Raw genomic sequence first — 14758 nt, forward strand, 5'->3', positions numbered from 1 at the left:
CACCGATTTGACTAGAAATAATAACCTAAATTCACAAAGCAACTTCCTTTGTCCGTCTGATTGGAATACCCCAACGATATTTCCAATGGTCCGAAGATACTGTCCATTCCATAGCCTGCACTGATACCGAATAATTGTTTGCCTTTCAATATATCGAAGAAATTACTATCCGTCAGCCCGTAATTACCCGTCAGCGTGAGATAATGAATGGCTCCCATGCGTTGCCTGAACTTAATAGACGCAATCATTATGGTGTTATCCATCAGTTCCAGATTGGTAACCCCGGCAAACGGTAATTGCTGTGGAATATAGAAACCGGGTACGTCACCGCCAATGGCATTTTGCAGCGGATAAGGAAAATCTCTTCCGATCAGGATACGTCCATAAATGGAAGGAATGACGGAGAAACGGCGGGTCACAGGGATGACACTTGCCCATGAAGCATTCAATGCTGAAAATGGAGCATGGTCATTGTATTGTGCCATGTTATCCGTATAGAGCGAATAGGTGGCTCTGAAGTCACTTCCTTTAGAAGGGAAGCGTCCTTTATCATAGGTATTATATTGCACCTGGGCAAAATAACTTAGAAAATGTTCCGATTCCACTTTCAGGTCGGAGATTTCAGGTTTCTTGAACAGGAAATCCTTGTACTTGTAATATTCGAAACGCAGACCGAGTCCGAAGCGGAAATTCTTGTACCATACATCGGAAAAACCGAATTCTGCCAGATGATATTTATACGTTGTATTATAAGCACGGTCACCTTCCTCGTAAATGTTGATATCGTTGTATTGGAACATATACGAAAAGTTGAAATTACGTTGCTGCATGGGTTCCAGCGTATAATCTATGCGGGCAGCATATCGTTTACCCAATCGACCGGTAAGAGCCAGGCGGGAAGGAATATGAGTTTTGAGATCCGCCGTTGCATTCACTAGCAAAGACGCGATTTCTTCCGAATCGAAACGGATGCCCAGATTGATTCTTCTTTCATATTTTTCCTGCAACAGGAAGTTGAGGTGATAACCTTCAGGAGTCTCTTTCAACGTATAGCTGGCACTGGAATAAGATTGGCTGCCGCGTAATTGATACAAGGCCTGTTCTATTTGTTGAGTGGTAATATCGCTGTTTTCTTGCAGATTACATTTCTTCATCAGCCATTTTTTATCATCCACCTCTACACCGGAAAATGAGATGTCCGTCACATAAACCGTACGTGCATTGGAAAGAGAAGAATAAGGGCCATGTTGCTTCGGCGTATAATCTTCGGCTATTCCTATCTTTTTTTTCAGGGCAAGCAGCGAACTCCATTGTTCTTTAGCTGCTTCTTCGCCCCTTCGCATCAGAGTGTCGATGGCTGCCGGGGTAAAACTGGCGGATGAATATCCCTCCACATTGACACGGATATAAGTGTCTGTAAGGTCTACATTCTTTTCATGGTTAGACTGACAGGTGATGTCTACAATCTGTCCCAGAATATCGGGGACGCTGTTGAGCTTGTCAGCCTTCTTCAGAGCATTCTGCACGTCTACTCCGATAATAATATCGGCTCCCATGGCTTTCACGACATCTGCCGGATAGTTGTTTACAATGCCACCGTCCACTAATACCATGCTGTCTTGCCGTACCGGAGTAAATACACCCGGAATAGCCATACTGGCACGCATAGCGGTAGAGAGTATTCCGTCATGGAATACAATTTGCTCTCCATTGACAATATTGGCCGCTACACAGGCAAAAGGAATGGGAAGTTTATTGAAATTGATAGAGTCATGATACCCTACAGTGAGGTCTGAAAATAGGTTAGCCAGATTTTGCCCTTTCATGAGTCCTCCGGTAGCAGCATCTTTGGGAGTTTTGGTGAAAGGGATAGAGACTGTGTATTTTTCAGACCGCTCACGATCAGTCAATGACATGGCACTTCGTTTGATACGGTCGCTCAACAGGAATGTCCAATCTTGTTTCCGTACCATGCTGTCCAATTGTTCCGTAGTATACCCGATGGCATAAAGACCACCTACGATAGCTCCCATACTGGTACCGGCTATATAGTCGATAGGAATACCGGCTTCCTCAATTACTTTCAGTGCTTTGATGTGTGCCATTCCTTTGGCGCCGCCGCCGCTTAGAACGATACCCACCTTTTTCCTTTGCTCTTGAGAATGCAGGGAAAAAGGCAATAATAAGCCAATTGATAAAACTAATGTTGAAAAGATTTGTTTTTTCATTAGGATATGGTCTAGTGTTGATGTTTAATATAATACAAATGTAGAGCATAATTTGTTTAGTTGTTGAAATGGAAACTAAAAAAAATGTTCCAAAAGTCGGAAATGTGGATAATTTCTACACAATACAGTGGATTTCCACACTTTCCACAAAAAGAGGAAAAATGTAATGCTTTGATTGTAAGAGAATAATGTGTGTGGCGCATTTTTGGTATATGAGTTGCATAATAGAGTATAGAACAAACATAAGTTAAATTAAATAATTAAGATTCGATATGAGATTATTCTTTTCGAAACATGAGTTGAGACTGAGGAGAAAGAGAAACATTGCTGCTATTATATGTGTGGTAGTTGTATTGGGTGCGTATTGGATGTTGACCCGCCCTCAGAAGGCTGCGCCGGAAATGCCGACAGTTATTGTTGAACCGGTAGTGAAAGACGACGTAGAGATATACGGGGAATATGTGGGACGTATTCGTGCTCAACAGTTTGTCGAAGTACGTGCCCGTGTGGAAGGCTATCTGGAAAATATGCTTTTTGCCGAAGGTACATATGTCAATAAGAATCAGGTTTTGTTTGTAATCAATCAGGACCAGTATCGTGCCAAAGCAGATAAAGCCAGAGCGCAATTGAAAAAAGACCAAGCGCAGGCTTTGAAAACAGAACGTGATTTAAAGCGTATCCGTCCGTTGTTTGAACAGAACGCTGCAAGCCAGTTGGACTTGGATAATGCGGAAGCTGCTTATGAAAGTGCCGAGGCAACAGTAGCCATGAGTGAGGCGGACTTGGCACAGGCTGAACTGGAATTGGGGTATACCATTGTCCGGTCGCCCTTATCGGGACATATTAGTGAAAGAAATGTGGACTTGGGTACGTTAGTAGGACCCGGAGGAAAATCATTGCTTGCTACTATTGTGAAGAGTGATACAGTGTTGGTGGATTTCAGTATGACAGCACTCGATTATCTGAAGAGTAAAGAAAGAAACATTAATTTGGGACAGCAGGATTCCACCCGTTCCTGGCAGCCGAATATTACCATTACATTGGCAGATAATACCGTCTATCCATTCAAAGGATATGTGGATTTTGCCGAACCGCAGGTTGATCCTCAAACCGGAACTTTCTCTGTACGTGCAGAAATGCCGAATCCGAAACAAGTATTGTTGCCGGGACAATTTACAAAGGTAAAATTATTACTGGATGTTCGCGAAGGTGCACTTGTTGTTCCGATGAAAGCCGTAACCATCGAAAAGGGGGGAGCTTATATTTATACCATGCGCAAAGATAATACGGTAGAGAAACGTTTTATCGAGTTAGGGCCGGAAGTCGGGAATAATGTGGTGGTAGAAAGAGGACTGGCAGAAGGAGAAATGGTGGTTGTAGAAGGATTCCATAAGTTGACTCCGGGCATGAAAGTTCGTTTTGGTGATAACGCAAAAGGAGAATAAACGATGAAAGTTACTTTTTTTATAGATAGGCCGGTCTTTTCGGCTGTAATCTCCATCGTAATTGTGATTGTCGGCATTATTGGCCTGACAATGCTTCCGGTGGATCAATATCCGCAGATTACCCCTCCGGTAGTGAAGATCAGCGCATCCTACCCGGGTGCGAGCGCACTTACCGTGTCACAGGCGGTAGCCACTCCGATTGAACAGGAAATCAATGGTACGCCGGGTATGCTTTATATGGAATCAAACAGTTCTAACTCCGGAGGCTTTTCGGCAACGGTCACTTTTGACGTATCTGCCGATCCGGATTTGGCAGCCGTTGAGATTCAGAACCGTGTGAAATTAGCGGAATCCCGTCTGCCGGCGGAAGTCATTCAGAATGGTATTTCGGTAGAAAAACAGGCCCCCAGTCAGTTGATGACGCTTTGTTTGACTTCTACTGATCCGAAGTTCGACGAAATTTACTTGAGCAACTTTGCTACTATCAATGTGCTTGATGTGATTCGCCGTATTCCTGGAGTTGGACGTGTATCTAATATCGGTAGCCGCTATTATGCGATGCAGATATGGGCGCAACCCGATAAGTTGGCAAACTTTGGACTGACCGTACAGGATTTACAGAATGCGTTGAAGGATCAGAACCGTGAATCGGCAGCCGGTGTATTGGGGCAACAACCGGTGCAGGGACTGGATATTACCATTCCTATTACGACTCAAGGACGTTTGTCTACCGTAGGGCAGTTTGAAGATATTGTGGTACGTGCCAATGCCAACGGGTCTATTATCCGGTTGAAAGACGTGGCACGTGTATCGTTGGAGGCCTCTTCCTATAATACGGAAAGTGGTATCAACGGTGAGAATGCCGCTGTTCTTGGCATTTATATGTTGCCGGGAGCAAATGCGATGGAAGTAGCCGAGAGGGTAAAAGAGGCTATGGATGAGATTAGCAAGAATTTTCCGGAAGGATTGAGCTATGAGATTCCGTTCGATATGACGACCTATATTTCCGAATCTATTCATGAAGTATATAAGACGTTGTTTGAAGCGTTGGTATTGGTTGTATTGGTGGTTTATCTATCCTTGCAAAGCTGGCGCGCAACGTTGATACCAGTAGTAGCGGTGCCTATTTCATTGATCGGTACTTTCGGATTCATGTTGATTTTCGGTTTCTCGCTCAATATACTGACATTACTAGGATTGATTCTTGCCATCGGTATCGTTGTGGATGATGCGATTGTGGTAGTGGAAGGCGTAGAGCATATCATGGAAACGGAGCATCTAAGCCCATACGAAGCAACGAAGAAAGCGATGAACGGACTTGCTAGTGCTTTGATTGCCACATCATTGGTATTGGCGGCGGTGTTCGTTCCGGTTAGTTTTTTAAGTGGTATTACGGGGCAATTGTATCGCCAGTTTACGGTGACGATTGTGGTGTCCGTACTTATTTCTACGGTAGTGGCTCTGACATTGAGCCCGGTGATGTGTTCATTGATTCTGAAGCCGGATAACGGAAAGAAAAAGAATATTGTTTTCCGAAAGATTAATGAATGGCTGGGCATCGGTAGCAATAAATATGTAGCTGCCGTGACTCGTACGATTAAACATCCTCGCCGGGTTATGAGTGCTTTTGGTATGGTATTGATTGCTATTATGCTGATTCATCGTATTATTCCGACCAGTTTCTTGCCTGTGGAAGACCAGGGATATTTCAAGATTGAATTGGAACTGCCGGAAGGAGCTACTTTGGAACGTACCCGTATCGTAACAGAACGTGCCATTGCTTATTTGGAAAAGAATCCATATATTGAATATATACAGAACGTAACGGGAAGTAGTCCGCGTGTCGGAAGTAATCAGGGACGTGCTGAACTGACGGTGATCCTGAAACCTTGGGAAGAGCGGAAGAACACCACTATTGAGAAGATTATGGATACGGTGGAAAAACATTTGAGGGAATATCCCGAATGTAAAGTCTATCTGTCCACTCCTCCGGTTATTCCGGGACTGGGTAGCTCGGGAGGTTTTGAAATGCAATTGGAAGCTCGTGGAGAAGCCACTTTCGATAATTTGGTAGACGCGGCAGATACATTAATGTACTACGCATCCAAACGCAAAGAGTTGGCTGGACTGTCATCTTCCTTGCAGTCGGAAATACCACAACTCTATTTCGATGTAGACCGTGACAAAGTGAAGATGCTGGGTGTGCCACTGGCTGATGTGTTCTCTACCATGAAGGCTTATACCGGTTCGGTGTATGTGAACGACTTTAATATGTTCAACCGTATATATAAGGTTTACATTCAGGCAGAAGCTCCTTACCGGGAACACAAAGACAATATCAATCTGTTTTTCGTGAAAGCCTCCAATGGAGCGATGGTACCGTTGACTTCTTTAGGAAATGCTTCATATACCACAGGACCGGGAAGTATTAAACGTTTCAATATGTTTACTACAGCCGTTATTCGTGGAGCAGCTGCACAGGGATATAGTTCCGGGCAGGCGATGGAAATCATGGAACAGATAGCCCGTGACCATCTTCCCGATAATATCGGTCTTGAATGGAGTGGTCTTTCTTATCAGGAGAAACAGGCGGGAGGTCAGACAGGTATGGTGATGGCATTGGTATTTCTGTTCGTATTCCTCTTTCTTGCTGCGCAATACGAAAGTTGGACAGTGCCTATTGCCGTATTGCTCTCTTTACCTGTTGCCGCTTTGGGAGCCTATTTAGGAGTCTGGGTTTGCGGATTGGAGAACGACGTCTATTTCCAGATTGGTCTGGTAATGCTGGTGGGACTTGCCGCCAAGAACGCGATTTTGATTGTAGAGTTCGCAAAAGTACAGGTAGATAAAGGTGAAGACCTGGTGCAGTCGGCTATCTACGCAGCCAAATTGCGTTTCCGTCCGATTCTGATGACCTCTCTCGCATTCGTACTCGGTATGCTTCCGATGGTATTGGCAAGCGGTCCGGGGTCGGCAAGCCGGCAGGCAATCGGTACAGGTGTATTTTTCGGAATGATATTTGCCATTGTATTCGGTATCATTCTTGTGCCGTTCTTCTTTGTGATGGTGTATAAAACAAAGTCGAAAATTTTAAAACATAAGAAATAATGAAACGAAAGAAACTATATATTGCTATCCTGTTACTTGCCGGAATCTTAACTTCCTGCAAAGTAGGGAAAAGCTATGTCCGTCCTGATCTTCATTTGCCCGACAGCTTGGAAAGAGCGCAGGACTCGATCAGCTTCGGCGACCAGGACTGGAGGGATATTTATACGGATGCCACATTGAGAAGCTTGATAGAACGTGCACTGGATCACAACAAGGATATGCTGATTGCTGCTGCCCGTGTGAAAGAAATGGCTGCACAGAAACGTATTTCCACAGCTGCGTTACTTCCGGATATCAAAGGAAAAGTAACAGCAGAACGTGAACTCGAGAATCATGGAGGCGACGCTTTCAAGAGATCAGACACTTTTGAAGCACAATTCCTTGTTTCATGGGAACTTGATCTTTGGGGAAATCTGCGTTGGGCACGTTCGGCCAGTATTGCCGAATATCTGCAATCTATCGAGGCGCAACGTGCATTGCGGATGACGATTATTGCTGAAGTAGCACAGGCTTACTATGAACTGGTAGCTCTGGATACAGAGCTTGACATTGTAAAACAGACGTTGAAAGCCCGTGAAGAAGGAGTACGGCTGGCACGTATCCGGTTTGCCGGCGGATTGACCTCCGAGACTTCTTATCGACAGGCACAAGTGGAGTTGGCGCGTACGGCAACTCTGGTTCCTGACCTGGAGCGTAAAATTTCCCTGAAAGAAAACGATATTGCCTATCTTGCCGGTGAATATCCTAATAAGATAGCCCGTTCCCGTTTGCTTCAGGAATTCAACTCTCCGGAAACGCTTCCTGTTGGATTGCCGTCTACATTGTTGGAACGCCGTCCCGACATCCGTCAGGCAGAGCAGAAATTGATTGCTGCCAATGCAAAAGTGGGAGTGGCTTATACAAATATGTTCCCGCGTCTTGCCCTGACAGGTGGTTTCGGTAGTGAAAGCACCTCTTTGTCGGAACTCCTGAAATCTCCTTATGCAGTGATGGAAGGAGCTTTGCTGACTCCGATCTTTGGCTGGGGAAAGAACCGTGCGGCATTGAAAGCAAAAAAGGCAGCTTATGAGGCTGAAGTACATAGTTATGAAAAAGCCGTATTGGAAGCTTTCAAGGAAACACGTAATGCGATTGTCAACTTCAACAAGATCAAGGAAGTGTACGAACTTCGTGCCAATCTGGAACGTTCGGCCAAGAGCTACATGGACCTGGCACAACTGCAATACATCAATGGAGTTATTAATTATCTGGACGTATTGGATGCCCAACGTGGATATTTTGATGCACAGATTGGGTTGAGTAATGCTATCCGTGACGAGTTGATTGCGGTAGTTCAACTCTATAAGGCTCTTGGTGGAGGCTGGGAACAAAATCCCTAGAATTATCATATCGATTCACTCATTGAAGAAAACGTAAAGGCTATCTCCCATACCGGGAGGTAGCCTTAATTTTTCTTTCTTCTTCTTTTTGTCTTAAAAACAACAACAGAAGAATTTTCATAATTCGGAAAAAAGTGCGAAATTTGCAACGCTTTTCAAGTTTGACAAGAAACTTACTAACACCTTTAAATAAAAAATTAAAGAAAATGACTAAAAGTGCATTGCAAATCGCAAGGGCTGCTTACCAGCCCAAACTTCCGAAAGCATTGGCATCAGGAGCTGTTAAGGCTGTAGCAGGTGCTGCTACTCAATCTGTTGCCGATCAGGAAGCTATCAAAGCATTATTCCCGAACACGTATGGAATGCCGTTGATTACATTCGAAGCTGGTGAAGCTGTTGCTCTTCCCGCTATGAACGTAGGTGTAATTCTTTCCGGTGGTCAGGCTCCGGGCGGACACAATGTAATCTCCGGTTTGTTTGACGGTATCAAGAAATTGAACCCGGAAAACAAATTATATGGTTTTATCCTGGGTCCTGGTGGTCTGGTAGATCACAACTATATGGAACTGACTGCTGATATTATCGACGAATACCGCAACACGGGTGGTTTCGATATCATCGGTTCCGGACGTACAAAGCTGGAAGCAGAAAGCCAGTTCGAAAAGGGATATGAAATCATCAAAGAACTTGGTATCAAAGCATTGGTTATCATTGGTGGTGACGACTCTAACACAAACGCTTGTGTATTGGCTGAATACTATGCTGCTAAGAAGTATGGTGTACAGGTGATCGGTTGCCCGAAAACAATCGACGGTGACTTGAAGAATGATATGATTGAAACTTCTTTCGGTTTCGATACAGCATGTAAGACTTATGCGGAAGTAATCGGTAACATCCAACGTGACTGTAATTCTGCACGTAAATACTGGCACTTCATCAAGTTGATGGGACGTTCGGCTTCTCACATCGCACTGGAATGTGCTTTGCAGGTACAGCCTAACGTATGTATCGTTTCTGAAGAAGTAGAAGCTAAAGATATGTCTTTGGACGATGTAGTAACATCGATTGCTAAAGTGGTAGCTGACCGTGCCGCACAGGGAAACAACTTCGGTACTGTATTGATTCCGGAAGGATTGGTAGAATTTATTCCTGCCATGAAACGTCTGATTGCAGAATTGAACGACTTCCTGGCAGCTAATGCTGAAGAATTCGGTCAGATTAAGAAATCTCACCAACGTGATTATATCATCCGCAAACTTTCTCCGGAAAACTCAGCTATTTACGCAAGTCTGCCGGAAGGTGTTGCCCGTCAGTTGACTTTGGATCGTGACCCGCACGGAAACGTTCAGGTATCATTGATCGAAACTGAAAAACTGTTGTCTGAAATGGTAGCTACTAAGTTGGCTGCATGGAAAGAAGCAGGCAAATACGTTGGCAAGTTTGCTGCTCAACACCACTTCTTCGGTTACGAAGGACGTTGTGCTGCTCCGTCAAATTTTGACGCTGACTATTGCTACTCTCTGGGTTACACAGCTTCTATGTTGATTGCTAACGGCAAGACTGGTTATATGTCTTCTGTACGCAACACAACTGCTCCTGCCGCCGAATGGATCGCAGGTGGTGTGCCTATCACTATGATGATGAACATGGAACGTCGTCACGGTGAAATGAAACCGGTTATCCAGAAAGCATTGGTGAAACTGGATGGGGCTCCTTTCAAGGCATTTGCTGCGCAACGTGATCGTTGGGCTATCGAAACGGATTATGTATATCCGGGTCCGATCCAGTACTTCGGTCCTACAGAAGTTTGCGACCAGGCAACTAAGACTTTGCAGCTGGAACAAGCTAAATAAATACACTTCAGAGCAGTTGTTGATGCAACAGTTGCCATGAAGCGTTCTTTCAGGCACGGATTATGCGGATGAACACGGTTTTTAGTATTCTATTTCTTTTAACCATGTATTCCGTGTAATTCGTGCCTATCTCTAAAACATTGATCGTTTGAAGTAAATGCCGCCACGCAATAACAACCCGATGTCTGCCGTACAGAAGAAAAGAATAGTTTCCACTACAAAGAAAAAGGGAACGACTTCTTCTTCCAAAACTTCCCGTACCTCAAAAAAGGATCAGATGAAGCATCGAACTGTGATGCCTGTCTGGATTCGTAACATTTTGGCAGTGGTGATTATCGGTTGTTTTTCCGTTGTATTCTACTATTTCTTTATCCGTCCTTATGCTTATCGATGGAAACCTTGTCATGGTTTAAAGGAATACGGAGTTTGTATCCCTGACGGATATGATATTCATGGTATTGATATTTCTCACTACCAGGGAAAGATTGATTGGAAAAAACTGTTGCAGAATAAAGAGACGGCTACTCCTTTGCATTTTGTCTTTATGAAGGCAACAGAAGGAGGAGACCATAACGATACTACCTTTGAGGCGAATTTCGCCAATGCCCGTAACCATGGATTTATCCGTGGCGCTTATCATTTTTATATCCCTGGTACGGATGCTTTGAAACAGGCGGATTTCTTTATTCGTACGGTGAAACTGGCTTCCGGTGATTTACCTCCCGTACTTGATGTGGAAGTGACCGGACGAAAGGAAAAAAAAGAATTGCAGCAAGGCATTAAACGCTGGCTGGACCGGGTGGAATCTCATTATGGAGTGAAACCTATTCTTTATACTTCTTATAAATTTAAAACCCGTTATCTGGACGATTCCATCTTCAATGCATATCCTTACTGGATTGCCCATTATTATGTTGACTCTGTAAGGTATCAGGGGAAATGGGACTTTTGGCAACACACTGATGTTGGGAGTGTTCCCGGCATTAAAGAAGACGTTGACCTGAACGTGTTCAATGGCTCGTTAGAGGAACTTAAAAAGCTGACAATTAAGTAGCAGGTATTTCTTTTCCCAACAACTTATCTCTTCTCTCATTTGTTATAATCGTATTATTACTAAAAAAGATACGATTATGAACTTTGATATAGCTATTATTGGTGGTGGTCCTGCCGGGTACACAGCTGCCGAAAGGGCAGGGGCCAACGGATTAAAAGCCGTTCTTTTTGAGAAAAAGGCAATGGGTGGAGTGTGTCTCAATGAGGGGTGTATTCCTACTAAAACTTTGTTATATTCTGCTAAAATACTGGATAGCATCAAAAGTGCTTCCAAATATGGCGTTTCTGCCGAATCTCCTTCGTTCGATTTATCCAAAATCATGAGCCGTAAAGACAAAACAGTGAAAATGTTGACGGGTGGCGTGAAGATGACTGTGAATTCTTACGGAGTGACGATCGTGGAGAAAGAAGCTTTTATAGAGGGAGAGAAAGAGGGGATGATCCGCATCACTTGTGACGGAGAAACCTATTCCGTAAAATATTTGTTGGTATGTACCGGTTCTGATACAGTGATTCCTCCCATACCGGGGTTGTCTGGAGTCAGTTATTGGACTTCCAAGGAGGCGTTGGAGATAAAGGAACTTCCCAAGACGCTGGTCATTATTGGCGGTGGAGTGATCGGGATGGAATTTGCTTCTTTCTTCAACAGCATGGGAGTAAAGGTGCATGTGGTAGAAATGATGCCGGAAATTTTGGGAGCGATGGATAAGGAAACGAGCGGTATGCTTCGTGCCGAATATGCCAAACGGGGAGTCATTTTCTATTTGAATACGAAAGTAGTGGAAGTGAACGCTTATGGAGTCGTGATAGAAAAAGAAGGCAAGACTTCCACTATTGAAGCGGAAAAGATCTTGCTTAGTGTGGGGCGTAAGGCAAATCTATCCAAAGTGGGGCTGGACAAGCTGAATATAGAATTGCATCGGAATGGGGTCAAAGTAGACGAACACTTGTTGACTTCGCACCCCCGCGTATATGCTTGTGGGGATATTACAGGTTATTCTTTATTGGCACATACCGCTATTCGTGAAGCGGAAGTCGCTGTCAATCATATCTTGGGACTGGAAGACCGGATGAATTATGATTGTGTTCCGGGAGTTGTTTATACCAATCCCGAGGTGGCAGGAGTGGGAAAGACAGAAGAAGAACTGATAAAATCAGGACTTTCTTACCGTGTATCCAAATTACCGATGGCTTATTCCGGCCGGTTCGTAGCCGAGAATGAGCAGGGAAACGGACTTTGTAAGCTGATTCAGGATGAAGAAGGGAAGATCATTGGTTGCCACATATTGGGAAATCCGGCGTCGGAACTCATAGTGATCGCAGGTATTGCTATTCAGAGAGGCTACACAGTGGAAGAATTCCAAAAGACTGTATTCCCGCATCCTACGGTTGGAGAGATTTATCATGAGATAATGTTTTAACTCTTATTCTGCCTGACCTATGATTCGATGCATCTATAGTCCGTTTACTGATATTTACTTTCACTTGGCTGCGGAAGAATATCTGTTGAAGCAGGGAAATGAAGATATTTTCATGCTTTGGCAGGACACTCCTTGTGTGGTAATAGGGAAGCATCAGCGGTTACAGGCGGAAGTCGATCAGGAATGGGCGGAACGGGAGCGGGTATATATTGCCCGTCGTTTTTCCGGTGGGGGAGCAGTGTACCATGATTTGGGCAATGTCAATCTGACTTTTATAGAAACGGCTCCCCGCTTGCCGGAGTTCGTCACGTATTTGCAGCGGACGTTGGGTTTCTTGAATTCTATGGGGCTGATGGCAAAAGAAGGCGAACGATTGGGGATTTATCTGAATGGATTGAAAATATCGGGAAGCGCGCAATGCGTACATAAAGACCGAGTATTGTATCATTGTACGTTATTGTACGATACGGACCTTACAGCGTTGCGTCAAGCATTAAATCCGGAACCGATGGTCGATGATGAAATGTTGTCGTCTGTATACGCTGTCCCTTCCGTTCGGAGTGAGGTAACTAATATCCGCAGGCATTTGTTGGCGGGGACTGTCACTGATTTCAAAGAAAAGGCTTTTCAGTATTTCAGTAAGTCGCAATCCGTCAGTGCTTTCACCAGGGAAGAGATAGAGGCCGTCAATCAGCTCCGGGAAGAGAAATATATTCAGAAAGAGTGGATATATAGTCGTTGATGCTTGGACTGTACCGATTGCCATCCGGTTAAAATTTACTTAACTTAAAACTTTCTATTTCAGCCCATTGTTGTTATATATCTAAGGTTGAATAATAAATTTACTGTCTATGTCAAAATTCGAAATAAAAATGCCCAAGTTGGGCGAGAGTATAACCGAAGGGACTATTGTCTCTTGGTCTGTAAAGGTGGGTGACATGATTCAGGAAGACGATGTGCTTTTTGAAGTGAATACTGCTAAAGTAAGTGCGGAAATCCCTTCTCCTGTAGCAGGAAAGGTGGTGGAGATTTTATATAAGGAAGGTGACACGGTAGCTGTAGGAACAGTAGTCGCCATTATTGATTTGGATGGCGAAGAAGCATCCGGTACAGAGCCGGCAAGTGGAGGTGTTGCAAGCGAAGGAGCCGATGCCGGTCAGGTTGCTGCTAAGAATCAATCAGTGAATACTGCATCAACCCCTGTTGATACATCGAACCCCGTTGCTGTTGAGGAAGAACGTTGGTATTCTCCTGTTGTGATTCAGTTGGCGCGGGAAGCTAAGATTCCGAAAGAAGAGTTGGATGCTATACAAGGTACGGGCTATGAAGGGCGATTGAGTAAGAAAGATATAAAAGACTATATTGAAAAGAAGAAAAGAGGTGATATTGCTGAACCGAAGCCGGTCTCTGCCATTGCTGCTCCGGCTGCAAGCAAACCATCGGTTGCTGTTGCTCCCGAACCGGTAACTCCGAAAACGTCTCCGGCTACCTCTGCCCCTGCTGCACAGTCGGCTGTCACTTCATCCAAACCATCTGCTCCTGTTGCCATGCCTGGAGTTGAAGTGAAAGAGATGGATCGTGTCCGCCGGATTATTGCCGATCACATGGTTATGTCTAAGAAGGTATCTCCTCATGTAACCAATGTGGTAGAAGTGGACGTCACCAAACTGGTGCGTTGGCGCGAAAAGAACAAAGACGCTTTCTTCCGTCGCGAAGGAGTGAAGTTGACTTATATGCCTGTGATAACCGAGGCCGTAGCGAAAGCATTGGCAGCTTATCCTCAAGTGAATGTGTCAGTAGATGGATATAATATCCTCTTTAAGAAACATATCAATGTAGGTATTGCTGTCTCTCTGAATGATGGAAATCTGATTGTGCCTGTGGTGCATGACGCCGACCATTTGAATCTGAATGGTCTGGCAGTTGCCATTGACTCTTTAGCCCTGAAAGCGAGGGATAATAAATTAATGCCGGAAGATATTGACGGCGGTACATTTACCATTACCAATTTCGGAACGTTCAAGAGCCTGTTTGGTACACCGATAATTAATCAGCCGCAGGTTGCTATTTTGGGAGTAGGGTATATCGAGAAGAAACCTGCTGTGATAGAAACACCGGAAGGCGATACGATTGCCATCCGCCATAAGATGTATCTGTCTTTGTCTTACGACCATCGGGTAGTAGACGGAATGTTAGGAGGTAACTTCCTCCACTTTATAGCCGACTACCTCGAAAACTGGCAAGGCTGATAACTGATTGTTTCACTCATTA

Annotated in this window: 9 protein-coding genes; 8 read left to right on the forward strand and 1 reads right to left on the reverse strand. The window is 44.4% G+C overall.

Translation table 11 applies throughout. The annotated features are described in order from the left end of the window. Positions 1-11 precede the first annotated feature (11 nt). Positions 12-2228: a patatin-like phospholipase family protein gene (locus I2I04_RS03055; RefSeq protein WP_195470805.1), complete on the reverse strand. Its 2217-nt coding sequence runs from the start codon at positions 2226-2228 to the stop codon at positions 12-14. A 272-nt stretch (positions 2229-2500) separates the two neighbouring features. On the opposite strand from I2I04_RS03055, the gene I2I04_RS03060 reads away from it, so the two are divergent. The 8 genes from I2I04_RS03060 to I2I04_RS03095 all read left to right on the forward strand — a co-directional run bounded on the left by I2I04_RS03060 (position 2501) and on the right by I2I04_RS03095 (position 14736). Next, positions 2501-3673 (forward strand): efflux RND transporter periplasmic adaptor subunit, encoded by a 1173-nt coding sequence (locus I2I04_RS03060; protein ID WP_195654261.1) that lies wholly within the window; start codon positions 2501-2503, stop codon positions 3671-3673. Between the two features lie 3 nt (positions 3674-3676). Next, complete coding sequence (locus I2I04_RS03065; protein WP_143257348.1) at positions 3677-6781, forward strand: efflux RND transporter permease subunit; 3105 nt, start codon at positions 3677-3679, stop codon at positions 6779-6781. Then, positions 6781-8160 carry an efflux transporter outer membrane subunit gene (locus I2I04_RS03070; protein ID WP_143257349.1) on the forward strand — a complete coding sequence of 460 codons (1380 nt, stop codon included), beginning with the start codon at positions 6781-6783 and terminating at the stop codon, positions 8158-8160. Before I2I04_RS03065 ends, I2I04_RS03070 begins: the two co-directional genes overlap by 1 nt. 206 nt (positions 8161-8366) lie before the next feature. Then, entirely contained in the window at positions 8367-10013 is a 1647-nt protein-coding gene (locus I2I04_RS03075) for a diphosphate--fructose-6-phosphate 1-phosphotransferase (protein ID WP_143257350.1), read from the forward strand. Between the two features lie 157 nt (positions 10014-10170). Beyond that, a complete protein-coding gene (locus I2I04_RS03080) occupies positions 10171-11067 on the forward strand; it encodes a glycoside hydrolase family 25 protein (protein WP_195654262.1) in 897 nt (298 codons plus the stop codon). Positions 11068-11143: 76 nt separating this feature from the next. Next, positions 11144-12487: a dihydrolipoyl dehydrogenase gene (gene lpdA / locus I2I04_RS03085; RefSeq protein ID WP_143257352.1), complete on the forward strand. Its 1344-nt coding sequence runs from the start codon at positions 11144-11146 to the stop codon at positions 12485-12487. Between the two features lie 19 nt (positions 12488-12506). Further along, positions 12507-13229: a biotin/lipoate A/B protein ligase family protein gene (locus I2I04_RS03090; protein ID WP_195654263.1), complete on the forward strand. Its 723-nt coding sequence runs from the start codon at positions 12507-12509 to the stop codon at positions 13227-13229. Positions 13230-13338: 109 nt separating this feature from the next. Continuing rightward, positions 13339-14736: a 2-oxo acid dehydrogenase subunit E2 gene (locus I2I04_RS03095; RefSeq protein WP_143257354.1), complete on the forward strand. Its 1398-nt coding sequence runs from the start codon at positions 13339-13341 to the stop codon at positions 14734-14736. Positions 14737-14758: the final 22 nt, after the last annotated feature.

It is taken from the genome of Bacteroides sp. 1001136B_160425_E2 (genome assembly GCF_015559655.1).
Taxonomy (GTDB): domain Bacteria; phylum Bacteroidota; class Bacteroidia; order Bacteroidales; family Bacteroidaceae; genus Bacteroides; species Bacteroides luhongzhouii.